The organism is Phenylobacterium sp. SCN 70-31 (assembly GCF_001724605.1).
GTDB lineage: Bacteria > Pseudomonadota > Alphaproteobacteria > Caulobacterales > Caulobacteraceae > Phenylobacterium.
The window spans coordinates 81,895-104,791 of sequence record NZ_MEEX01000004.1; the positions used below are offsets into that span (position 1 = coordinate 81,895).

The following is a 22,897-nucleotide window of genomic DNA, read 5'->3' on the forward strand; positions in this document are numbered from 1 at the left end:
GCGGCCGCTGCACGCCTGCGTCAGTGGTCATGGCTGGCCCCCGACTTCTCGACGTCGGCGCGGATCAGGAAGGCGCCGTCGGTGACGTACTCCGTCCCGGGCTCGAGCCCACCCAGCACCTCGGTCCATTCCGGCGTCTGGGCGCCGAGCTCCAGCATCCGCACCTCATAGGTGTCCCCGACCTTGGCGAACACGACGGTGAAGTCGCGGAAGCGCTGCAGGGCTTTGGTGCGCACCGCCAGCGGTACGGACTTGGCGGCGACCTGCACTGAGCCTTCCACCCCCATGCCGGGTCGGAAGCTGCCGGCGAGGCTCGGCGGAATCTCGACATGGGCGATCAGCGTCTGGCTGGCGAGGTCGGCCGTCGGCAGGACCGTCTCGATGCGGCTCGTGGCCCGTCCGTCGCCGGAGAGGCTGCGAAGCTCCACCCGCTGACCGGGGCGGATGCGCTCGGCGTCGCGGGGATAGACGAAGAACTCCGCGTGCAGCTTGGTGGGATCGGCGATCACATAGAGCGGCTGGTCATAGGCGACATCGCCAACGTTGGCGTTCTTCTTGACGATCACCCCGCTGATCGGCGCGGGAATGGAATAGGTCTGCAGGCTGTTGCTGGACTCTACGCGCGCCAGAAGCTGGCCGCGACGGACTTGCTGCCCGAGGCTGCCGGCCATGGCCATGATCCGCCCGGGATACCAGGCGCGGACCTCGCCCTGCCCTTCCGGGGTCACCTCGACGCGGCCGGAGAGGTCCAGGAGCTCGCCGACGATGGCGCCGCCGGCCCGCTCCGTCTTCACGCCGCCGGCTCGGGCGGCCTCGGCGCCGATGGTGGTGCGACCTTCATAGGAGGCATAGGCCCACTGGTGGGCGCGGCTGCCCTCGACCGCCCGCACCTTCACGTCGAACGAGTGGGGCTCGGTGACCACGCCGGACCCGCGCAGGTAGTCCTGCTGGGGCGCAAAGCTGAAGCGGTCCACCTTGCCGCCGAGCCGGGTGAGCTCGACGGTCAGCTGCACCTGACGGGGATCGAGGGGCTTGTCCTTGCGGTAGGCATAGACGTGGAACTCCGGCGGCACGCCATCCTCGAAGATGGTCATCTCAATGGCGAAGTCGCCGTCGCGGAGCATGCGGCCGCGATGCGGACCACGCTCGAACTCAGCGGCGGCGGCCTCATGGCTGGCTTCAGCCTCGGGCGCCTTACGTTCTCCGCAGGCAGTGAGAAGGCCGGCGACGAGCGCAAGGGCGAGCGGCGCGGCGCGCCAGGAAGAGCGGGAGAACATCAGCGGGGCTCCGCGGAAGGCGTGGATGCAAGATGGGCGAAGCGGCCGGTGAGCCGGTCGAGGGCGGCCTGGTCGGCGTGGTGCTGGCGCAAGACCGCGACCCGCCGCGCGCGCGCATCCGCCAGGGCGCGTTCGGCCTCGGTGACGTCGATGTACTGGAAGCCGCCGCGGTTGAAGCCGTCCCGCACCAGTTCGACGGTCTTGATCGCCGACGGGATCACCTCGGCCCGAATCCGCTCGGACTCGGCCGCGGACGCAGTGAGCTTGGCCCGCAGCCGAGCGACCTCGCGGGCCTGCAGCACCCGGGCGGCGGCGATATCGGCCTCGGCGGCGTTGCGCTCGGCCAGGGCGCGCTCCACGCCGGCCTTATTGGTGTCGTAGCGCTGCAGCGGGACGGTGCCGCCGACGACCAGGGCGACGTCGGAACCTTGCCCGAAGTAGCGGACACCGGCGCGTAGCGTCGGATCGGCCACCTGGCGGGCGCGCTCCAGCTCCACCCGCGCGAGGGCGGCGTCTCGGGTGGCGGCCAGCAAGGCCAGGTCAGCGGTTTCCGCAGGCGCCGCGGCGGAGGCCGTGCCCGTGCGGAAGAAGAAGGTCTCCAGGTCGAGGCTGAACTCCGGGCCGCCGCCCCAGAAGGCGGCGAGGGCGGCCCGCGCATTGCGCGCGGCGTCTCGCGCCTGGTCGCGGGCGATCTCGGCTTGAGCCGTCAGGGTCTCGGCGCGGGCGCCGGCGAATAGCGGATCGCGGGCGCTGCGCACGCGCCGGGCGATGTCGGTTTGGGAGCGGTTAGCGGCGATCAGCCGGGCCTCAGCGATCAGCAGGTCGGCCTCGGCGGCCAGCGCCTCCGCATAGGCGACCTGCACCTCCTTGATGAGATCCAGCCGTCGGACCTCCTGGCGTCGGCGCACAAGCTCGATCTCAGCCGCCGCCACGGCGGTCCGCGCGGTGCGTTTGCCTCCGCGCTCGAAGGTCTGCTGGTAGCTCACCGTGGCCTCGGTGCGGTCAAGGATCGAGTAGGCGCCCGAGCCTGCGAAGTTCTCCAGCTCCAGGCCAAGGGATGGGTTGGGCCGCAAACCCGCCTGACGGGTGGCGGCCCGCGCGGCTTCCACGCGCGCCTCCGCGGCGGCGGTGGAGGGATCAGCGGCGAGCGCGCGCGTCACCGCGTCGGTGAGCGTCAGGGACGGCGCCGGCGCCTGGGCCACGGCGGCGCTCGGCCCGAAGGCGAGCACCAGCGCCGCCAGAAGCGGCGCGGCGAGGAGCCGCGCCAGGGCGCAACTCGGACGGAGAATGGGCATGAGGTCTCTCGAAGCACGGTGAAACGGCGCGCGTGGCGGGGCCTCGCGCGGTCAGGCGTTCAGATCGAGAGCAGCTTTGGAGGGCGTTCGAGCCGGGCGCTCTGCCAGGACTTGGGCGCATCGGCGAGCGGCAAGTCCAGGGCGGCGCCGGTGGCCAGGATCAGGGTCGGCACACGCTGGGCGTCGAGCGCGGCGAACTGCGAACCTTCGCCGGCATGATGGTGGCTGCGGATCCCATCGTCGGGTCCATGGTTGCCGCTAGGCTGGCCCTGGTCGTCGTCGCCGGCCGTGCGGTGGTGATCGTCATGATGATCCGCGTCATGATCATGGTCGTGATCGACCAACACGGCTCCGGCCAGCGCATTCGGAGCGTGCTCGACGCCCAGGGCATGCTGAACACGGTCGACGCTTGCCACAACGCCCTGGTGAGTCAGCACCGCCATCAACGCCAAGCAACACATGGCGAGGAAGGTTCGCAGCCGAGGCTTACGGCGGTTGAACACTGAGGGGGCATACTCCAGAGCAGCTGAGTTGTAGTGAAGCCAGCTTTGGCCCGCAAGTACCGCCATCGAGAGCCATATCGACTTACGATCAGCCCCGGTCTGGCAGTCGAAGAGGATCGCATTAATGCGAGCCACCGCGTGAGACCGGCGGTGTTCTCATGCTGTTTCCAGTCAAACCCCAACCTAAACCCCAACCTAATGGCCGTTCTAGGTTGGGGTCAGCCCCAGAGCCATGGAAATCATATTGACTTATAAAGAGAAAATGGCGCGCCCGGAACGATTCGAACGTCCGACCCTCAGATTCGTAGTCTGATGCTCTATCCAGCTGAGCTACGGGCGCGCATTGCCTCTCGGCGAGGGCGCGGAACCTAGTCGCGGGCGGGACGGAGCGCAAGACCCCGTCCCGAGGATTTTTCCCGCAACCGGCGCCGGCTCAGCGCGGGAAGGGCAGGCCGCCGCCCAGGATGCCGCCGCGCAGGATGTCGGCGGCGCTGGGCGCCTTGGGCGGCTGTTGCGGACGACCGGGCTGCTGGGCCGGCGCGGAGCCCGCGCGACGGCCGCCGCCGCCCATCTGGGGCATTTCCTGGCCGAGCAGGCCGCCGGTAGCCGAACGGTACCGGACCTTGACCTGCCATTGCTGGTTCCAGGTGACCTTGGGGTCAGAGGGCCGGGGCGGATAGACGAAGTTCGCCTCGCCGCCGTAGGCCACGAGCTGGAGCACGGCGGAGGGCGCGGCGTCGATCACCTCCTTGGGCACCGCGCAGGTGCGCTGGGCCGGACCCATCAGCGCCTTGTTGGCCACCAGCCGGGTGATGTCGCCCTGGGCCAGGAAATCGGGATTGGCGAAGGCTGCGGCCTGGGTCTCGGACGACGTCCACATCACCACGGTCTCGTCGTCGCCGCCGCCCCCGATGGCCGAGGCGTAGTAGGCCTGGGCGTTGGGCACCAGGTTCCAGCCCAGGTTCACCCAGCCGCCCGGCGCGCGGGCGTTCGTGGCGAGGTTGAGCGGCGCCAGGAAATCCTGGTCCTCTTCCAGCGTGAAGTTGATCTCGGGGCTGTAGTTGCCGCGGATCGTGTGGGCGCCCACCAGCGAGCCGTTCGCCGGCACGAGATCGCGGGTCTTCTCGTTGGGCCATTCGCCGTAGCTGCGATTGCGGCGTACGGACGGCGGCTGCATCGGGCGGTAGTCGATTCCCCGGAACAGGTTGGCCGGGTTCTGCTGGCCCGAGGCCATGCGGGCGAAGTCGATGACGTAGGGCTGCCCCGGCCGGGCGCGCTCGCCGCACCCCCAGAAGATCAGCATCCGGCCGCGAGGCTTGCGGTATTCATCGGGGATGTCGTTCCCCGGCCCCTCTTCGTGGACGACCTGGGTGGGGCGAGGCGAAAGCAGCGGCAGGCGCTGTCCGGCCTGGAGGCCCGCAGGCGGCAGGTGGTCGGCGGCCGGGGCGGCGTTGGTCTGGCTGGAGCCGAGCTGGAGCTGGAGCGACTTGGACGCGCCGCCGCCGCCCATCATCGCCCGCATCATGGCGCCCATGTCGGGCTGGCCGCCCGCGCCCATGCCGGGCATGCCGAAGCCCGTCTGGGTCTGGGCGCTCATCCAGTAGACCGCAACCGGCCCGGTGACCTTCTGCTGCTGCTGGGCGGTGGCGCCCACGGTGATGGCGGACGCGGCGGCGGCGACACCGGCGGCCAGCGCGGCCTTGCGACCCGGACGCATGCTAAATCTCCTGAACGAACCCTATTCGGCGAATCTACCAGCGGCCTCGTCACGCCGGAAGATGCCGCCAGCAGGAGACATACGCGTCGGGCCAGGGATCGGCTTCAAAGACGCCGCGCGCGACGGCGCGGGCCAGGGTGTCGGCCGCCAGGGCGCCCAGCCGCGCCAGGGTGTAGTCGGCCGGATCGGCCAGGGGCCGGCGGCCGGTGGAGAGCGCGAAGACCACGTCGCCGTCGAACGGCGCATGCACCGGCCGGATCGCGCGAGCGAACCCGTCCTGGGCCATCACCGCCAGCCGCTTCGCCTGGGCCGGGGTGAGCACGGCGTCGACGGCCACGCAGGCTATGGTGGTGTTGCGCGCATCCGCCGGGCGCTTGGCCAAACCCCACTCGTCGGGTCCGGCGCGCAGGCCCGCGGAGCCCAGGCCGCCGAACTCGGCTTCCAGCTCGTAGGGCGCGGCCCAGAACGTGCGGTCGCCCGGCGCCGTCACCGAACCCCAGCTGTTCACGGCCACGATCGCGCCCACGACGTAGCCGTCGCCGGTCACGGCCGAGGCCGAACCCAGCCCGCCCTTCAGACTTCCCGCCATGGCGCCATAGCCGGCCCCCGCCGTGCCCAGGGCGAAGTCGGGCCCTGCCGCGGCGGCCGCGGCGCGGCCGAGGGCGCGATAGGGCGGGTCCTCGCCCCAGTCCTTGTCGCCGCCGTTGGCCATATCGAACAGGATTGCGCCGGGCACGACCGGAGATTTCGGCACGCCCGGGATCAGGCCGTAGCCCCGCCCGCGCGCGCCCAGCCAGGCCACCACGCCGTCGGCGGCCGCCAGGCCGTAGACCGAGCCGCCCGACAGCACCACCGCGTCCACCGCCTCCACCAGGTTCTCAGGCGCAAGAGCGTCGGTCTCGCGCGTGCCGGGCGCCCCGCCGCGCACGTCGGCGGCGCACACGGCGCGATCGTCGGGCAGGATCACGGTGACGCCGCTGCGGGCGCCGATGTCCTCGGCCTGCCCAACGCTTAGGCCGGGGACGTCGGTGATCAGGTTCCTGGGGCCTGGACCGGGGCGGATTCCATCCATAGGCAGGACGTCGCACAGCCATGCGTTTGTTGTCCATGCGCGCCGACCGCTATGCTGACCCCGTCATCGCCCAACCGGAGTCCCTCCGCCCGTGAAGCGCCTGTTTCCGTTCACCGCCCTCGCCGCCGCGGCGTTCCTGTCGGCCTGCGCCACGCCGCAGCCGGCGGCCTCGGGCGATGGGGCCCCGACGACCGCAGGTCAGGCGATGGTGTCGGCCGCCAATCCACTCGCCGTGGAGGCCGGGCTCAAGGTGCTGCGGGCCGGCGGGACGGCGGTCGACGCCGCGGTGGCGGTGCAGGCCGTCCTGGGCCTGGTGGAGCCGCAGAGCTCGGGCCTGGGCGGCGGCGCGTTCCTCACCTACTACGACGCGGAGACGAAGGCCGTCAGCGCCTACAACGGCCGCGAGACGGCGCCGGCCGACGCCACGCCCGAACTGTTCTACGGCGCCGACGGCAAGCCCCTGGGCCGCGCCGACGCCATGCTGTCGGGCCGCTCCACCGGCGTGCCCGGCGCGGTCGCCATGCTGCACCTGGCGCATGCGGACCACGGCCGGTTGCCCTGGAAGGACCTGTTCGGCGAGGCCGAGCGGCTGGCCGACGAGGGCTTTCCCGCCCCCCGCCGCATGGCCGCCGCCGCGTCCAGCCGTGCGCCCCAGGCCGCCGCGCCCGACGCGGTCGCCTATTTCACCAAGCCCGACGGCGCGAAGATCCAGCCCGGCGACACGGTGCGCAACCCGGCCTATGCCGGGACCGTCCGCGCCATCGCCGCCCAGGGGCCGAAGGCGCTGCTGGACGGTCCCATCGCCGCGGCCATCGTCGCCAAGGTGCGCGAGGGCCCCAACCCGGGCACGCTCAGCCTCGCCGACCTCGCAGCCTACAAAGCCAAGTCCGGCCCGGCCCTGTGCCGACCCTATCGCGTCTATGTCGTGTGCACGCCGCCGGCGCCCTCTGGCGGCCCCGCGGTGCTGGAGGGCCTGGGCCTGCTGGAGCGCACCGAGATCGCGAAGCATCCCGACACCGCCGAGGGCTGGTACCTGTTCAGCCAGGCCAGCCGGCTGATGTACGCCGACCGCGACCGCTACATCGCCGACCCCGACTTCGTGACCGTCCCGGTCGAAGGCCTCCTGGACCCGGCCTACCTGGACGCGCGGGCGAAGCTGATCGGACCGACGGCCGCAGCCAGCGTCACGTTCGGCCAGCCCAAGGGCGCGCCGGCCTATGCGCAGGATCGGACACGGGAGGTTTCCGGCACGACCCATTTCTCGATCGTCGATCGCTGGGGCAACGCGGTCTCGATGACCACCACGGTCGAGAGCACCTTCGGCTCGGGCCGGATGGTGGGCGGCTTCTTCCTCAACAACCAGCTCACCGACTTCTCGTTCTCGCCCACCGACCGCGACGGCGCGCCCGCGGCCAACGCCGTGGGGCCGGGCAAGCGACCACGGTCTTCGATGGCGCCGGCCATCGTGCTGGACCGTGACGGACGGTTCGTGGCGGCGGTCGGTTCGCCCGGCGGCCCGTCGATCCTGGCCTACAACCTGAAGGCCCTGGTCGGGGTGCTGGACTGGAAGATGCCGATGCAGCAGGCGATCGACCTGCCCAATCTGATCGCCGGCGGCAGCCTCTACGCCGCCGAGGTCGAGAAGTTCTCGCCCGAAATCCGGGCGGGGCTGCAAGCCCGGGGCGTGAAGCTCAGCCCCGGCTTCGGCGCCGAGGGTTCTGGCCTGCACGGAATCGAGGTCACGCCGGAAGGCCTGCGGGGCGGCGCCGACCCCCGCCGCGAGGGGGTGGCGCGGGCGCCCTGACGCCACCCTCGCGTCGACCGGGCGCCGACGGGGCGCCGGCGGAAACGTCGTGCGGACGCGCTGGGGGCCTTCACCATGTGCGCCCCGGACAAACTTTCGGACCAATCACCGGGTTCTGGCGTTTGCAGGCTGCACAGTCCGGAGACGCCCCATGAAACTGGCCCCCATCCTCGCCTTCTTCGCCCTGGCCGCCTCGACCGCGGCGGCCCAGCCCGGCGTCGGGCGCGTGGCCCCTGCGATCACGCCCGAGACGCCCGTGGTGAACATCACCGCCGAAGGGCGCTCGGACCGGGTCCCCGACGTGGCGATGTTCAACGCCGGAGTCGTCGCGCAGGGCCGGAGCGCGGGCGAAGCCATGAGCGCCAACACCGCGCGCATGAACGCCGTGCTCGCCGCCATCCGGGGCGCGGGCGTCGAGCGACGCGACATCCAGACCTCGACCCTCAGTCTCCAGCCCCAGTATCACTATCCCCAACCCGTACCCGCGGCTCGCCCGAACAGCGGGGCGGCGGGAGACGGCGCCGCCCAGCCCCAGGCTCCGAGGATCATCGGCTACGAAGCGCGCAACACCGTGAGCGTGAGGCTGCGGAACGTGGCCGAGATGGGCAAGCTGATCGACGCGCTGGTGGCCGCCGGCGCCAACCAGGTGGATGGCCCCTACTTCAGCGTCGAGCAATCGGACGCGGCGGCCGACGAGGCGCGCGCCGACGCCCTGCGCAAGGCCCGGGCGCGCGCCGAGCTGTACGCCCGCGAAGCCGGCTTCCGCACCGTGCGGCTTCTGACCATCAGCGAAGGCGGCGGGTATTATCCGATGACCCGCGACGTCAGTGCGATCACCGTGACGGCCCAGGGCTTCGGCGGTGCGATGGCGCCGCCGCCGCCGCCGATGGTGCAGCCGGGTCAGGTCGCCGTGGGCGTCACGCTCTCGGTTCAATTCGCGCTGGAACGCTGAACGGCGAATCCCGAGGGACGCGACGGCGGAACGACGGCCCGTGAGGCCGTCAGGCCGGATTCGTCGCGCGTCGCGCGCGGCCCCGCGGCTTGGGGGCGTCGGGGAGGCGAAGTTCGAAGACCGTGCCCTCGGCGCCCGTCACCGACAGGGTGAGGTCGCCGCCGTGGCCCTGGGCCAGTTCGCGCGCGATGGCCAGGCCCAGGCCGGTGGAGTCCGGGCGCCCGGACCCGGCGAAGGGCTGGAAAAGGCGCTCGCGGATGCGTTCGGGCACGCCGGGTCCGTCGTCCGAGATGCGGATGAGACTGGCGCCGCCCACCGTCTCCAGCGACACCTCGACGCGGCCGGGGCCCGTCCGCCCCGTCTGATGCTCGATGGCCTGGCGCGCGTTCCGCAGCAGATTGACCAGTATGCGGTGGAGCTGGTCCGGATCGGCCGTCACCTGATCGCCGGCCGCCACCTTGCTCGCCAGCTTCGCGGGCGAATCCGGCAGCCGCGCCTCGGCTGCGGCCTCGCGCAGCGCCTCGGCCAGGTCCACGGTCTGTGGCTCGGGCGCGGCTTCCTGGGTCTTGCCGTAGACGAGGACGTCCGAGGCCAGCTTCACGGCGCGGTCCAGCGCCCTCTCCAGGCGCGGCAGGGCCTGGCTGACCGTCGGGTCCTTGGAGGCGGCCAGCCGCTCGGAGGCGAGCTGGGCGCTGGTCAGCATGTTCTTCAGGTCGTGATTGATCTTGGCCACCGCCTCGCCCAGCGCCGCCAGACGGGCGCGGGAGTTGAGCGCCGTGCGCAGGTCGGCCTGCATCCGATCCAGTTCGGCCTCGGCGCGGCCGATCTCGTCGCGGCGGCCGGAAAGCTGGATCTGGGCGGCCGGGTCTTCGGGGTCGGCGCGGAACCGCTCCATCGCGAAGGTGATCCGCTGCATCGGCCGCACCAGGAAGAGGTTGAGGGCGAAGTAGACGATGACCCCGGCCAGGGCCGCCACCCCCGCCACGATGGCCACCAGCCGCCAGAGGTAGCTGGCCAGGGCGCGGCGCAGTTCGGTGTCGGTGGCGACGAACTCGATGAAATCGGCCTTGCGGAACCGGGGCTCGGCCACAACCCGCATGCGGTTGCCGGGTCCCAGCAGGGTCTGGAACGGGGCGAACATCGCCAGCCCGGCCGCCTGGGGCCGCAGATCCACGAGATAGGGCGCGCGCTCGGGCCGCGCACCGGCGAACACCAGCGAACGGACGCCGTCCACCGAGACGGCCACGATCTCGACGCCCGCGCCTTCGAGGAGCTGGGTCTTGAGCTGCTCCGAGACCACCCGGTCGGGCGCCACCTCGGGGGCGAGGGAGGCCAGTTCCGCCGCGCGCACCCGGTCCAGCAGCCATTGCCGTTCGTAGGCCGCCATGGCGGGCGGAATCGCGAGCGCTCCGCCCAGGGCCGCGAACACCACGGTCAGGACCAGCAGGCGCGCGGAGAGGCCGCCGGGCCAGAAGAGGCGGCGCCGGATCGGCTGTGGCGCTTCGGTCTGTGCGTCCGCCATCGGTTCCCGATTACCGTCCCAGGCCCGGCGCGGCAACGACAGGAGCCTGAAAGGCCGAGGTTATTCCGTCCCGACGGCCTCGGCCACCGACCGGAAGCCTTCCGCAGCGAGACGCCGCGCAAGCTCCTGTTTGATACGCACAACCAGGCCGGGGCCGTCGTAGGCGAGGGTGGAATAGAGCTGCACCGCGCTGGCGCCGGCGCGGATCTTGGCGAAGGCGTCCGCCCCGCTGGCGATCCCGCCGGCCCCCATCAGCAGGAAGCGGCCGTCCGCCGCCTGGCGGAACCGGCGCAGAACCTGGGTGGAGGCGGCGAACAGGGGGACGCCCGACAGCCCGCCGGCCTCGCCCGCGTGGACCGAGGCCAGGGGGGGACGCGCGATGGTGGTGTTGGAGACGATGACGCCCGCCAGGCCGCAGGCCGCGACTACGTCGCAGATCGCCTCGATCTCTTCGTCCTCCAGGTCCGGGGCGACCTTCAGGAACATCGGGACGGCCTGGCCCTGGGGCAGGGAGTCGGCGGTGGCCACGACCCGCCCCAGCAGTTCCTCCAGCGCGGCCTTGGTCTGGAGCGCGCGCAGGCCCGGCGTGTTGGGCGACGAGATGTTGATGGTGAAGTACGACGCCAGGCCCCACAGCCGCCTCAGCCCGGTGGTGTAGTCGGCCAAGCGATCCTCGGAATCCTTGTTGGCCCCCAGGTTGGCGCCGACGACGCCGCGGCCGCGCCGCGTCAGCCGGGCCGCGAAGGGCTCGAGGCCCGCGTTGTTGAACCCCATGCGGTTGATGACCGCGCGATCCTCGCTCAGCCGGAACAGGCGCGGTCGTGGATTGCCCGCCTGGGGCAGGGGCGTGACGGTGCCACACTCGGCGAAGCCGAAGCCCGCGCGCAGCATCGGCCCGAAGACCTCGGCGTTCTTGTCGAAGCCTGGCGCCAGCCCGATGGGATTGGGCAGTTTCAGGCCCGCGACTTCGGTCGCCAGGATCGGAGGATCGGCCGGCGCGCGCGGCCCCAGGCCCAGCTTGAGGCCCAGGAGGGCGAAGCTGTGCGCATCCTCGGGGTCGAGCCCGTGCAGCGCGCGCGTGGCGAGGCCATGGACGTCCATCACGTCGGGACCCGGATCCGAGGTGCGCCGGCCGCGTCGAGGGGCGCCTCGTGGACCGCCCGAACCCGTGCGGCGTCCAGGGGCCCGTACAGGTGCGGGAAGAGGTCTCCACCGCGCGAAGGCTCCCAGCGAAGGTCGTCGCCCAGGTCGTCCGCCTCGACCTCGAGCACCACCAGGTCGGCCTGGCCCGCGAAGTGGCGGCGCGCCGTCTCCTGCGCCTGGGCGGCGGTGGAGAAGTGGATGTAGCCGTCCTGATGGTCCACGGCCGAGCCGGCGAAGCGGCCCGCCGCCCGCGCCGCCGCCCATTCGACGCGCGGCAGGATCTTGTAGACGCGCAAGGTTCAGCGCTCCGGAAAGAAGAGGCCGTCGTAGTGAGGCCGGCGGGCGCCGTCGAACAGGAACACCGCCGCGGCCGCCGTCGGGAAGTTGCGCTGCGCGCGTCCGATCAGGCCCGAGGGGGCCGCGCCTTCCTGAAGGAGCTGCAGGGTCAGTTCCTGCAGGCCCGGATTGTGGCCCACCACCAGCACCGTCTTCGCCTCGGCGGCGACGCTCTCGGCCGCCCGGCGGATCGTCCCGGCGTCGGCATGGTAGAGTTCGTCCAGAAAACGGGCCTCGGCGCCGGCGAAGGCGCCGCAGGCCGCTTCCCACGTGCCCCGGGTGCGCGCGGCCGGTGAGATCAGGGCGATCTGGGGCGTAAAGCCCAGGTCGGCCAGGTGCGCCGCCATGTCCGCCGACTCGCGGAGGCCGCGCGCCGCCAGGCGCCGGTCGAAATCGTCGCCGCTGTCGGAATCGGATTCGGCCTTGCCGTGCCGCAGGAGGATCAGCCGATCCATGCACTCTCCCTTACGCTCCACCTCCATAGCCCAGCCTCGCACGCGGGGGCAAAGCGGAAACGGCCGGCGTCGCCGCGGCCATTGACAGGCCCCCGTCCCGCGCGGTCCAAGGCGGCCATGACAGCGCCGGCGCGCATAGAGGCCGAGATCCAGTCGGGCGGGGGAACATGGCGATTCCCGGCCACCCGGCCGCTGCGCCTGGATTCCGGCGCGACGCTGGCCCCGCTGGAGATCGCCTACAAGACCTATGGCGCGCTGAACGCCGACAAGACCAACGCGGTGCTGGTCTGCCACGCGCTCACGGGCGACCAGCATCTGGCCTCGACCCATCCGGTGACCGGCAAGCCCGGCTGGTGGGACCGGTTCGTGGGGCCGGGCAAGCCGCTGGATCCGACCCGGCACTTCATCGTCTGCACCAATGTGATCGGCGGCTGCATGGGAACGACGGGCCCCGCATCGATCGACCCGGCGACGGGCGAACCCTACGGCCTCAAGTTCCCCGTCATCACCATCGCCGACATGGTGCGCGCCCAGGCCATGCTGATCGAGGACATGGGCATCGAGACCCTCTTCGCCGCGGTCGGCGGTTCGATGGGGGGGATGCAGGTGCTCCAGTGGGCGGCCGACTATCCGGAGAAGCTGTTCAGCGCGGTGGTGATCGCCGCCGCGGCGCGGCATTCGGCCCAGAACATCGCGTTCCACGAGGTGGGGCGGCAGGCGATCATGGCCGACCCCAACTGGTGCGCCGGGGCCTATCTCCAGGCCGGGGTGCGGCCCGAGAAGGGTCTGGCCGTCGCGCGCATGGCTGCGCACATCACCTATCTGTCCGAAGCCGCGCTCCAGCGGAAGTTCGGCCGGGAACTGCAGCGTGACGGCCTGTCCTGGGGGTTCGACGCCGATTTCCAGGTCGAGAGCTATCTGCGCCACCAGGGGGCCAGCTTCGTCGACCGCTTCGACGCCAACAGCTATCTCTACATCACCCGCGCGCTGGACTACTTCGACCTCGCCGCGCAGCACGGCGGCGTGCTGGCCGAGGCGTTCGTGCGCGCCCGGCACGTGCGCTTCTGCGTGTTGTCCTTCTCGTCCGACTGGCTCTATCCCACGCCCGAAAGCCGCGACGTCGTCCGCGCCCTGAACGGCGCCGGATGCCGGGCCAGCTTCGCCGAGATCGAGACCGACAAGGGCCACGACGCCTTCTTCCTGGACGAGCCGCTGCTGGACCAGACGCTGAAGGGGTTTCTCGCCGCCCAGGCCCAGGCCAGAGGGCTTGATCGAGGGGATCTCGATTGACTCGCGTGCGGGAGGATTTCGCCGAAATCCTGAAGCTGGTGCGCCCCAACGCGCGCGTGCTCGACATCGGCTGCGGCGAGGGCGAACTGCTGGAGCTGCTGACCCGCGAGAAGTCGGCGGACGGCCAGGGCCTGGAGATCAGCCCCGAAGGCGTCGCTGCCTGCCTCGCCCGCGGCCTGGCGGTGGTCCAGGGCGACGGCGACCGGGACCTGGACCATTTCCCGTCCCGGGCGTTCGACTACGCCATCCTGTCCAAGACCCTACAGCAGATGCGCGAGCCCAAGCACGTGCTGTCGGAGCTGTTGCGGATCGCCGATCAGGCGGTGGTGTCGGTGCCGAACTTCGGCCACTGGCGGGTGCGCTGGGCCCTGCTCTCGCGGGGGCGGATGCCGGAGACGGGCGCTCTGCCCGAACCCTGGTGGTCGACGCCGAACATCCACCTCTGCACGCTGCGGGACTTCGTGGGTCTTTGCGACGACCTGGAGCTTCGGATCGACGCCTGCGCCTCGCTGGCCGACGGCCGGGCCGCGCGGCCCATCGACCCGCGCGCGCCGATCGAGAACTGGCGGGCCGAGACGGCGCTGTTCCTGCTCAGCCGCAAGGCCGAACCCCAGCCGGCGACCACGTCCGCGCAGCAGAACCTGTTCGGAGAGGTTGAGCCGCTCCGCGCGGAATCCGCCCGGGCGCAACCCGTTAGAGCCGCCCGCAGGCGGTAGCGCCGCGACGGACGAGGGGCGTGGCCCACCCGCCCGCCGCGGCGGGCCGGATCAGAAGATTTCGAACAGGCCGGCCGCGCCCATGCCGCCGCCGATGCACATGGTGACGACGCCGTACTTGGCCCCGCGCCGCTTGCCTTCGTACATCAGGTGCGCCGTGCAGCGCGCGCCGGTCATGCCGTAGGGGTGGCCGATCGAGATGGAGCCGCCCGAGACGTTGTACTTGGCCGGGTCGATGCCCAGCTTGTCGCGGCAGTAGAGGACCTGGGACGCGAAGGCCTCGTTCAGCTCCCAGATGTCGATGTCCTCGATCTTCAGGCCGTTGCGCTCGAGCAGCTTGGGGATCGCGAAGACCGGGCCGATGCCCATCTCCTCGGGGCCGCAGCCGGCCACGGCCATGCCGCGGTAGGCGCCCAGCGCCTGCAGGCCGCGCTTCTCGGCTTCCTTGCGCTCCATCAGCACCACGGCGGCGGCGCCGTCCGAAAGCTGGCTGGCGTTTCCGGCCGTGACGAACTTGCCTTGCGGGACGTAGCGGCCGCCCTTGAACACCGGGTTCAGCTTCTGGAGGTCGGCCAGGGTGGTCTGCGGGCGGTTGCCCTCGTCGGCGGAGATGGTGATCTCCTTGTCGGCGGTCTCGCCCGTCTCCTTGTTCACCAGCACCTTCATGACGGTGGTGACCGGGACGATTTCCTGGTCGAAGCGGCCTTCGGCCTGGGCCTGGGCCGTCCGGCGCTGGGATTCCAGGGCGTATTCGTCCTGGTATTCTCGGCTGACGCCGTAGCGCTCGGCGACGATCTCGGCGGTCTCGATCATCGAGGTGCCCAGCTCGGGCACGTTCTCGTGCAGCCACGGGTCGACCGCCATGAAGCGGTTCATCTTGTCGTTCTGGACCAGGCTGATCGACTCGAGGCCGCCGCCGATCGCGATCGGGGCGCCGTCGTTGATGATGTACTTGGCGGCGGTCGCCACGCCCATGAGGCCCGAGCTGCACTGGCGGTCGATGGTCATGCCCGAGACCGTGTTGGGCAGGCCGGCGCGCAGGGCGGCCTGGCGGGCGATGTTGTTGCCGGTCGTGCCCTGCTGGATCGCGGCGCCGAAGGCCACGTCGTCGATCTCGCCGGGGTCGACGCCGGCCTGGGCGACGGCCGCCCGGATGGCCTCGGCGCCCAGGGTCGCGCCGTAGGTGTTGTTGAAGGCGCCGCGGTAGGCCTTCCCGATGGGCGTCCGCTTCGCGGCGACAATGACGGCTTCACGCATGATGAGAGATGTCCTTGACGTTGGGTGACATTACGCTGGGTTAAGTGGGGCGCGGAAAAAGGGCGGAGCAGCCTTCGCCGCTCCGCCCTCGTCGTTGGATCAGCCCTTCAGGTCGCCGAACTTCTTGCCCTCGGCGGCCAGCTTCTCGAGCAGGGCCGCAGGCTTGAAGTCATCGCCCATGGCGCCCTGGAATTCCTTCATCTTCTCCAGGACCTTGGCGGGGCCGCCGATCAGGTCGCCGTAGAACATCGGGCCGCCGCGATAGACGGGCCAGCCGTAGCCGTTGACCCAGACCACGTCGATGTCGGACGAGCGGATGGCCTTGCCCTCTTCGAGGATCTTCACGCCCTCGTTGATCATCGGGAAGATGCAGCGCTCCAGGATCTCCTCGTCCGAGATCTTGCGCGGGTTGCGGCCCGACTTGACGATGAAGTCGTTGATGGCCTTCTCGGTGAATTCGCTGGGCTTGGCGTTGCGGTTCTCGTCGTAGTCGTAATAGCCCGCGCCGGTCTTCTGGCCGCGGCGGTCCGCTTCGCAGAGCACGTCGCGGAGGGTCTCGCCCTTCGAGTTCTCCTTCACCCAGCCGATGTCCAGGCCGGCCAGGTCGCTCATGGCGAACGGACCCATGGGGAAGCCGAAGTCGTAGAGCACCCGGTCCACGTCCCAGGGCATGGCGCCTTCCAGGATCAGCTTCTGGGCCTCGCGCTGGCGCTGGCTCAGCATGCGGTTGCCGATGAAGCCCGGGCACACCCCGGCCAGGGCCGCGATCTTGCCGATCTTCTTGGCCAGCTTCATCGACGTGGCGATGACGTCCTTGCCGGTCTTCTCGCCGCGGATCACCTCCAGCAGCTTCATGACGTTGGCCGGCGAGAAGAAGTGCAGGCCGATCACGTCCTGCGGACGCTTCGTCACCGAGGCGATCTCGTCGATGTCCAGGTAGCTCGTGTTCGACGCCAGGATCGCGCCCGGCTTGCAGATCGCGTCCAGCTTCGTGAACACGTCCTTCTTGATGTCCATGCGCTCGAACACGGCCTCGATGACCAGGTCGCAGTCGGCGAAGTCGTTCATGTCGAGCGAGCCGGTGAGCAGGCTCATGCGCTTCTCGGTCACCGCCGGGTCGGCGCCGCGAGAACGCTCGTAGTTCTTGCGGATGGTGGCCAGGCCGCGGTCCAGGGCGTCCTGCTTCAGTTCGACGATCACCACGGGGATGCCCACGTTGGCGAAGTTCATCGAGATGCCGCCGCCCATGGTGCCGGCGCCCAGGACGCCGACCTTCCTGATCTCGCGGACAGGCGTGTCGTCCGGCACGTCGGGGATTTTCTGGGCCTGACGCTCGGCGAAGAAGTAGTAGCGCTGGGCCGCCGACTGGCTGCCGGCCATCAGGCCCAGGAACAGCTTGCGCTCCTCGGCCAGGCCTTCCGCGAAGGTGGCCGAATTCACCGCCGCCTCGATGCACTTGATGTTGGCTTCCGGCGCATCGAAGCCGCGGAACTTGCGGGCGTTCTTCTTGCGGAACTCGGCGAAGATCTCGGGCTTGCCCTTGGCGGCTTCGAGCTTGGCGTTGTTCTCGCTGATCTTCACCAGCGGCTTGTTCTCGGCCACCGCCTTGTTGGCGAAGGCCAGGGCGCCTTCCTTGAGCTTGCCTTCCTCGACCAGTTCGTCGACCAGGCCCAGCTTGGCCGCTTCGGGCGCGGGGACGTGACGGCCCGACGTGACCATCTCCAGCGCGTTCTCGACGCCGGCCACGCGCGGCAGGCGCTGGGTGCCGCCGGCGCCGGGCAGGAGGCCCAGGGCCACTTCCGGCAGACCCAGGCGGGCCGAGGGCACCGCGACGCGGTAGTGCGCGCAGAGCGCCACTTCCAGCCCGCCGCCCAGGGCGGTGCCGTGGATCGCGGCGATCACCGGCTTGGGCGAGCTCTCGATCATGTTCTGGACGTCGGGGAGGCTGGCGCCCTTGGCCGCGCCGCCGAACTCGGTGATGTCGGCGCCGGCGATGAAGGTGCGTCCGTCGCAGATCAGGACGATGGCCTTGGCGTCACTGGCGATCGCCTGCTTGAAGCCCTCGTAGAGGCCGTCGCGCACATTGAACGATAGCGCGTTCACCGGCGGCGAATTCAGCGTCACGACGGCGACGTCGCCCTCGCGGGTGAGGGTGGTCACCGAATTGATCTCGGTCATCTCGCTTCCTCGAAATTGATGGGGCTGACCACTCGTTCAAAATCTGGCGGTCGTGAAATTCAAACGCGTGTTATAGGCCCCGCCGGACGAGGCCAAGTCAATTCCTGCAAGGGACCGCCCTCTCAGGGACTGTGTTGTCGGCCTCCGGAAACCGGACAAAGGAAGGAAGCGTCACATGGCGTCCAATCTGTTCTCGCTCGACGGCAAGGTGGCGCTGGTCACCGGCGGTTCGCGCGGCATCGGCAAGATGATCGCGAAGGGTTTCCTCGAAGCTGGCTGCCGCAAGGTCTACATCACCGCCCGCAAGGCGGCGGCCTGCGACGCCGCGGCCGAGGAACTGGGCCCGCAATGCGTCTCGATCCCGGTGGACATCTCCACCGTCGAGGGCTGCAAGATGCTGGCCGAGCGCTATCTCAGCCACGAGGACAAGCTGGACGTCCTGCTGAACAACGCCGGCGCCGCCTGGGGCGCGCCGTTCGAAGAGTTCCCCGAGAGCGGCTGGGACAAGGTCGTGGACCTGAACCTGAAGTCGCCCTTCTTCCTGACCCAGGCGCTGCACAAGACCCTGAAGGCCAGCGGGACGCATGAGCGGCCGGCGAAGGTGATCAACATCGCGTCGATCGACGGCATCCGCCTGAATCCCCAGGAGACCTACAGCTACCACGCCTCGAAGTCGGGCCTGATCTATCTGACCCGGCGAATGGCGGCGCGGCTGATCCAGGACAACATCGTCATGAGCGCCATCGCGCCCGGAGCGTTCGCCTCGGACATGAACCGCGTGGCCCGCGACCAGAGCGACGAGGTGGCCAAGCGCATCCCCTCGCGCCGCATCGGGACCGACGAGGACATGCAGGGTGTCGCCATCTACCTGGCGAGCCGCGCCGGCGACTATGTGGTGGGCGAAACCATCGCCGTGGACGGCGGCGTGGCCCTGGCGCAGATGGGCGTCTGATCCTCTCGCGGAGCCGCCTCGAGATCGGGGCGGCTCCTATTTATTCTTCGCCCGGCGTCTTCACGGTGAAGCCCTGGCCGCGGAGGCGTTCCAGGACGCCATTCTGGGCCAGGAGGGGCCGAAGCGGCACCAGCGCGATGGCGTGGCCGGGCTGCTTCAGGGCGGCGGCGATGGCGGCGGCGGTGTCGGCCTTCGTGCGTTCGTCGTAGCTGCGGCCGCCGGTGATGGTGGCGAGGCACCGTTCGTAGGTGCGCTCGTTGGCCAGCGCGCCCTGGACGTCACCCTGGGCCCAGGCGACGGCGGCGGCGCGGGTCACGCCCGGACCGGCCTCGACCTGCGCCAGCACTTCGTCGAAGCAGAGGCGCCCCGTGGCCGCCGGCGTGCGCAGGATGCCACCGAGCTGCGGCCCCAGGTCGTAGCTCTTGTCCACCACCTTCACGCCCCGCTGCTGGGCCAGATGGCGGACCAGCTTGGCCGGGTCCGAGTTGGTCAGTTCGTGGCCGTCCCGGTAGTCGATGGCGAGCTGGACGCCCGCCGCCAGCGGATTGCTCGTCGGGTAGTGCCGCGCATCGTGACCCAGGCGCGTGCGCGCCGCGACGAAGCGGGTGCGGGTGGCGGGGTCCAGGCGCTCCTCGAACGGCCCGCCAGAACGCAGGCGCACGAGGTTGACGGCCGTGCCCAGCGACCCTGCGGCCTTGGCCCGCACGTTCACGAACGGCAGGATCACCACGCTGGCGCCGTCCAACCGGCGCTCGAAGATCGTCCGGTCCCATTGCATCCGCTTGGGCGCCAGGGACGGCACGCCCAGGACATAGACCGTGGTGTCGCCGTCGCTCACCCGCCACCAGGCGGGGCCGGGCAGTCGGCCGCGGACCACCAGTTCCTCGACAAGGGTGTCGTCGGGGTCGTCGAGAAGCGGGTCCTGCGGCGTCTGGGTCGCTGCGGGCGCAACAAGCACGGCCAGGGCCGCGGCGACCGGGGCGAGGGCGATCAGGACGAGACGGTTCAGCACGGTGTGATCATCGCAGGGAAAGCGGCTCCTCGGAATCGTACTATGTAGGAGAACCAGACGCCCATGCCGATCCGACGCCTCCCGACCGAACTCATCAACCGCATCGCCGCCGGCGAGGTGGTCGAGCGGCCGGCCAGCGCGGTCAAGGAACTGGTCGAGAATGCGCTCGACGCGGGCGCTTCGGAAATCCAGGTGCAGGTGGATGGCGGTGGGCTCACCCGCATCCTCGTGGCCGACGACGGCGGCGGTTTGACGGCGGACGAGCTGCCCCTGGCGGTCGAGCGTCACGCCACCTCCAAGCTGGCGCCCGGCGAGGACGGCGACTACGACCTGCTGCGCATCGCCACCCTGGGGTTCCGGGGCGAGGCGCTGCCGTCCATCGGCTCGGTGGCGCGGCTGTCGATCGCCAGCCGGTCGCGCGGGATGGCCGACGCGCACGCCATCTTCGTGGACGGCGGCGCGGTGGGGGCGGTGGCGCCCGCCGGCTTCCCCGGCCCGCACGGGGCGCGGGTGGAGGTGCGCGATCTCTTCTACGCCACGCCCGCGCGGCTGAAGTTCATGAAATCCGAGCGCTCGGAATCCCAGGCGATCACCGAGGAGATCAAGCGCCAGGCCATGGCGCACGAGGCGGTGGGCTTCGCCCTGGACATCGATGGTCGCCGCACCCTTCGCCTGCCGGCCGAGGCGGCGGGCGACGCCGGCCGCCTGGCGCGCCTGGCCACGATCCTCGGCCGCGACTTCTCGGACAACGCCCTGCTCATCGACCACGAACGCGAGGGTGTGCGCCTCTCCGGCTATGCGGGCCTGCCGACCTACAACCGGGGCAACGCGGCCCACCAGTACCTGTTCGTCAACGGCCGCCCGGTGCGGGACCGGCTGCTCCAGGGGGCGCTGCGCGGCGCCTACGCCGATTTCCTGGCCCGCGACCGGCATCCGGTGGCGGCGCTCTACGTCGAGCTGGACCCCTCGCTGGTGGACGTGAACGTGCATCCGGCCAAGGCGGAGGTTCGGTTCCGCGATCCGGGCCTCGTGCGCGGCCTGATCGTCAGCGGCCTGCGCCACAGCCTGGCCGCGGCCGGCCACAGGGCTTCGACCACCGTCGCCCAGGCGGCGCTGGGCGGCTTCCGGCCGCAATCGGCCCCGTTTCCCTCGCCGCGGCCTTCGGGCGCCGGCTTCTCGGCCTGGTCGCAGGGGGGCTGGACGCCGAACGCGGCGGCCGCGGCCGTGGCCCAGGCGATCCCCGGTCTGTCCGAGGTCTCGGCGCGGGCCGAACCGGCATGGACGCCGGACGCGCCAGGCCTGTCCGAGGAGCCGGCCGCCGCGCCCGTCTTCGATCCGGTGGACTTTCCGCTGGGCGCCGCCCGGGCCCAAGTCCACGAAACCTACATCGTCGCCCAGACCCGCGACGGCGTGGTGATCGTGGATCAGCACGCCGCCCACGAGCGGCTGGTCTATGAGCGGATGAAGGCCGAGATGGCCGAGGGCGGCGTGGCCCGGCAGGCGCTGCTGCTGCCCGAGGTGGTCGAGCTGGACCCCGCAGAGGCCGAGCGCGTGGTCGCCCGCGCCGACGAACTGGCCGCCCTGGGCCTGGTGGTCGAGGCTTTCGGCGCCGGCGCGGTCCTGGTGCGCGAGGTTCCGGCCCTGCTCGGAGAGACGGATGCGGCCGGGCTGGTCCGCGACATCGCCGACGACCTGACCGAGAACGGCGCGGCGCTCGCGCTCAAGGAGCGCCTGGAGGATGTCTGCGGGACGATGGCCTGCCACGGCTCGGTGCGCGCCGGCCGCCGCCTGACCGCGCCCGAGATGAACGCCCTGCTGCGCCAGATGGAGGCCACGCCCCATTCGGGCCAGTGCAACCACGGCCGCCCCACCTACGTCGAACTCAAGCTGGCGGACATCGAGCGGCTGTTCGGACGCCGCTGAGCGTCCGCGCGCAAGCTCGGCCCTGACGCAAGGGCCTGACGCAACGGATGGTGCGCGCGGCGAGCGGCTCGTCGGGACGGGGTGAGGGGTTGACTCGCGCGGTCTCCCCCGGAAGAACGCCCGCCACACGAGAAAATTCGAAGGAGTTCCGCCTCATGGCTGTCCGCGTCGCCATCAACGGTTTCGGTCGCATCGGCCGTCTGGTCCTGCGCTCGATCGTCGAACACGGACGCAAGGACATCGAGGTGGTCGCGATCAACGACCTGGGCCCGGTGGAGACCAACGCCCACCTGCTGCGCTACGACAGCGTGCACGGCCGCTTCCCGGCCGAGGTGAAGGTGGACGGCGACTTCATCGAGGTGGCGGGCCACGGCCGCATCAAGGTGACCGCCATCCGCGATCCCAAGGACCTGCCGCACAAGGACCTGGGCGTGGACATCGCGCTGGAGTGCACCGGCATCTTCACCTCGAAGGAGAAGGCCCAGGCGCACCTGGACGCCGGCGCCAAGCGGGTGATCATCTCGGCTCCCGGCGACAACGTGGACAAGACCATCGTCTACGGCGTGAACCACGCGAGCCTGACCAAGGACGACGTGATCATCTCGAACGCGTCGTGCACCACCAACTGCCTGGCGCCCGTCGCCCATGTGCTGCAGGACCTCTGCGGCATCGAGCGCGGGTACATGACCACGATCCACTCCTACACCGGCGACCAGCCGACCCTGGATACGATGCACAAGGACCTGTACCGCGCCCGCGCCGCGGCCATGTCCATGATCCCGACCTCCACCGGCGCCGCCAAGGCCCTGGGCCTGGTGATCCCGGCGCTGGCCGGAAAGCTGGACGGCAGTTCGATCCGGGTGCCGACCCCCAACGTCTCGGTCGTCGATCTGAAGTTCGTGCCCACCCGCTCGACCACGGTGGCCGACATCAACGCCGCGCTGGAAGCGGCCGCCAACGGCGCGCTGAAGGGCGTGCTGGCGGTCACCAAGGACCCGCTGGTCTCCACCGACTTCAACCACAACCCCGCCTCGTCGACGGTGGCCCTGCCCCAGACGCAGATCGTGGACGGCGGCCTCTGCCGCGTCCTGAGCTGGTACGACAACGAGTGGGGCTTCTCCACCCGCATGAGCGACACCGCCGTCGCCATGGGCAAGCTGATCTGATGCGCGCCGGCCCTCTCGGGGGCCTGGCGTCCCTTCTGGTCTTCCTGACGAGCCTGCCGGCGGGCTTCCTGACGTCGATGATCTGGAAGAGCTTTCGCAAGGGCGGGGCCTTCTGGGTCGATGCGACCGAGACGACGCTGCTGCTCATCGTCCTGGCGTGGGCGCCCGTCTGGGCGGTCCGGATGGTCCTGGTGGGACGCCGCGTCGTGGCCGGCCGGCCGGCGCCCGCGGGCTGGCTGGGGATCGCGGAGCTGGGGATGCTGATGTCGGCCAGCGGCCTGTTCGGCCTGGGGTTCGTCGCGGCGCCGGACTGGCTGAACTAGCTTG

20 protein-coding genes and 1 tRNA gene are annotated in these 22,897 nt (G+C 70.8%); 8 read left to right on the plus strand and 13 right to left on the minus strand.

What is annotated here, in order from left to right:
* Window positions 1–20 precede the first annotated feature (20 nt).
* The 6 genes from ABS78_RS02705 to ABS78_RS02730 form a co-directional block, all read right to left on the minus strand.
* The gene (locus ABS78_RS02705; protein WP_293374629.1) at window positions 21–1,277 is read right to left on the minus strand and encodes an efflux RND transporter periplasmic adaptor subunit; all 1,257 of its coding nucleotides are present in this window, start codon (window positions 1,275–1,277) and stop codon (window positions 21–23) included.
* Window positions 1,277–2,572, minus strand: coding sequence for a TolC family protein (locus ABS78_RS02710; RefSeq protein ID WP_293374631.1), 1,296 nt, complete (start codon window positions 2,570–2,572; stop codon window positions 1,277–1,279). Before ABS78_RS02710 ends, ABS78_RS02705 begins: the two co-directional genes overlap by 1 nt.
* 59 nt (window positions 2,573–2,631) lie before the next feature.
* Window positions 2,632–3,141: a hypothetical protein gene (locus ABS78_RS02715; RefSeq protein WP_293374633.1), complete on the minus strand. Its 510-nt coding sequence runs from the start codon at window positions 3,139–3,141 to the stop codon at window positions 2,632–2,634.
* A 197-nt stretch (window positions 3,142–3,338) separates the two neighbouring features.
* Window positions 3,339–3,415, minus strand: a tRNA-Arg gene (locus tag ABS78_RS02720).
* Between the two features lie 93 nt (window positions 3,416–3,508).
* Complete coding sequence (locus ABS78_RS02725) at window positions 3,509–4,792, minus strand: hypothetical protein (RefSeq protein ID WP_293374635.1); 1,284 nt, start codon at window positions 4,790–4,792, stop codon at window positions 3,509–3,511.
* Between the two features lie 49 nt (window positions 4,793–4,841).
* Window positions 4,842–5,864 carry a P1 family peptidase gene (locus tag ABS78_RS02730; protein WP_293374637.1) on the minus strand — a complete coding sequence of 341 codons (1,023 nt, stop codon included), beginning with the start codon at window positions 5,862–5,864 and terminating at the stop codon, window positions 4,842–4,844.
* A 91-nt stretch (window positions 5,865–5,955) separates the two neighbouring features.
* Between ABS78_RS02730 and ggt the strand changes: the two genes are divergently transcribed.
* Window positions 5,956–7,668, plus strand: a complete 1,713-nt coding sequence (gene ggt, locus ABS78_RS02735) for a gamma-glutamyltransferase (RefSeq protein WP_293374639.1) — start codon at window positions 5,956–5,958, stop codon at window positions 7,666–7,668.
* 151 nt (window positions 7,669–7,819) lie between these two features.
* On the plus strand, window positions 7,820–8,620 hold the full coding sequence (locus tag ABS78_RS02740; protein ID WP_293374641.1) for an SIMPL domain-containing protein: 801 nt from the start codon (window positions 7,820–7,822) through the stop codon (window positions 8,618–8,620).
* Between the two features lie 49 nt (window positions 8,621–8,669).
* Here ABS78_RS02740 and ABS78_RS02745 read toward each other — a convergent pair whose 3' ends face one another.
* Genes ABS78_RS02745 through ABS78_RS02760 form a run of 4 tightly spaced genes read right to left on the minus strand, consistent with a single transcriptional unit; the run spans window position 8,670 to window position 12,076 of the window.
* Window positions 8,670–10,142, minus strand: a complete 1,473-nt coding sequence (locus ABS78_RS02745) for a HAMP domain-containing sensor histidine kinase (RefSeq protein ID WP_293374643.1) — start codon at window positions 10,140–10,142, stop codon at window positions 8,670–8,672.
* 60 nt (window positions 10,143–10,202) lie between these two features.
* Entirely contained in the window at window positions 10,203–11,243 is a 1,041-nt protein-coding gene (locus tag ABS78_RS02750; RefSeq protein ID WP_293375454.1) for a quinone-dependent dihydroorotate dehydrogenase, read from the minus strand.
* Entirely contained in the window at window positions 11,243–11,581 is a 339-nt protein-coding gene (locus ABS78_RS02755) for a DUF952 domain-containing protein (protein ID WP_293374645.1), read from the minus strand. The genes ABS78_RS02750 and ABS78_RS02755 overlap by 1 nt, the downstream gene beginning before the upstream one ends.
* Window positions 11,582–11,584: 3 nt before the next feature.
* The gene (locus tag ABS78_RS02760; RefSeq protein ID WP_293374647.1) at window positions 11,585–12,076 is read right to left on the minus strand and encodes a histidine phosphatase family protein; all 492 of its coding nucleotides are present in this window, start codon (window positions 12,074–12,076) and stop codon (window positions 11,585–11,587) included.
* Between the two features lie 117 nt (window positions 12,077–12,193).
* Between ABS78_RS02760 and ABS78_RS02765 the strand changes: the two genes are divergently transcribed.
* Together ABS78_RS02765 and metW are read left to right on the plus strand one after the other, a co-directional pair.
* On the plus strand, window positions 12,194–13,366 hold the full coding sequence (locus ABS78_RS02765) for a homoserine O-acetyltransferase (protein WP_293374649.1): 1,173 nt from the start codon (window positions 12,194–12,196) through the stop codon (window positions 13,364–13,366).
* Entirely contained in the window at window positions 13,363–14,082 is a 720-nt protein-coding gene (gene metW / locus ABS78_RS02770; RefSeq protein ID WP_293374651.1) for a methionine biosynthesis protein MetW, read from the plus strand. Before ABS78_RS02765 ends, metW begins: the two co-directional genes overlap by 4 nt.
* A gap of 51 nt (window positions 14,083–14,133) precedes the next feature.
* Here the strand turns inward: metW and ABS78_RS02775 are convergent, their stop codons facing one another.
* Together ABS78_RS02775 and ABS78_RS02780 are read right to left on the minus strand one after the other, a co-directional pair.
* Window positions 14,134–15,339, minus strand: coding sequence for an acetyl-CoA C-acyltransferase (locus tag ABS78_RS02775; RefSeq protein ID WP_293374653.1), 1,206 nt, complete (start codon window positions 15,337–15,339; stop codon window positions 14,134–14,136).
* A 99-nt stretch (window positions 15,340–15,438) separates the two neighbouring features.
* A complete protein-coding gene (locus tag ABS78_RS02780; protein ID WP_293374655.1) occupies window positions 15,439–17,517 on the minus strand; it encodes a 3-hydroxyacyl-CoA dehydrogenase NAD-binding domain-containing protein in 2,079 nt (692 codons plus the stop codon).
* Window positions 17,518–17,692: 175 nt separating this feature from the next.
* Between ABS78_RS02780 and ABS78_RS02785 the strand changes: the two genes are divergently transcribed.
* Window positions 17,693–18,469, plus strand: a complete 777-nt coding sequence (locus tag ABS78_RS02785) for an SDR family oxidoreductase (RefSeq protein WP_293374657.1) — start codon at window positions 17,693–17,695, stop codon at window positions 18,467–18,469.
* 40 nt (window positions 18,470–18,509) lie between these two features.
* On the opposite strand, the gene ABS78_RS02790 is transcribed toward ABS78_RS02785, so the two are convergent.
* Window positions 18,510–19,481, minus strand: coding sequence for a TraB/GumN family protein (locus ABS78_RS02790; RefSeq protein WP_293374659.1), 972 nt, complete (start codon window positions 19,479–19,481; stop codon window positions 18,510–18,512).
* 63 nt (window positions 19,482–19,544) lie between these two features.
* Here ABS78_RS02790 and mutL point away from each other — a divergent pair, with 63 nt between their 5' ends.
* The 3 genes from mutL (at window position 19,545) to ABS78_RS02805 (ending at window position 22,893) form a co-directional block, all read left to right on the plus strand.
* Entirely contained in the window at window positions 19,545–21,404 is a 1,860-nt protein-coding gene (gene mutL / locus ABS78_RS02795) for a DNA mismatch repair endonuclease MutL (RefSeq protein WP_293374661.1), read from the plus strand.
* A gap of 155 nt (window positions 21,405–21,559) precedes the next feature.
* On the plus strand, window positions 21,560–22,570 hold the full coding sequence (gene gap / locus ABS78_RS02800) for a type I glyceraldehyde-3-phosphate dehydrogenase (RefSeq protein WP_293374663.1): 1,011 nt from the start codon (window positions 21,560–21,562) through the stop codon (window positions 22,568–22,570).
* The gene (locus ABS78_RS02805) at window positions 22,570–22,893 is read left to right on the plus strand and encodes a hypothetical protein (protein ID WP_293374665.1); all 324 of its coding nucleotides are present in this window, start codon (window positions 22,570–22,572) and stop codon (window positions 22,891–22,893) included. Before gap ends, ABS78_RS02805 begins: the two co-directional genes overlap by 1 nt.
* Window positions 22,894–22,897: the final 4 nt, after the last annotated feature.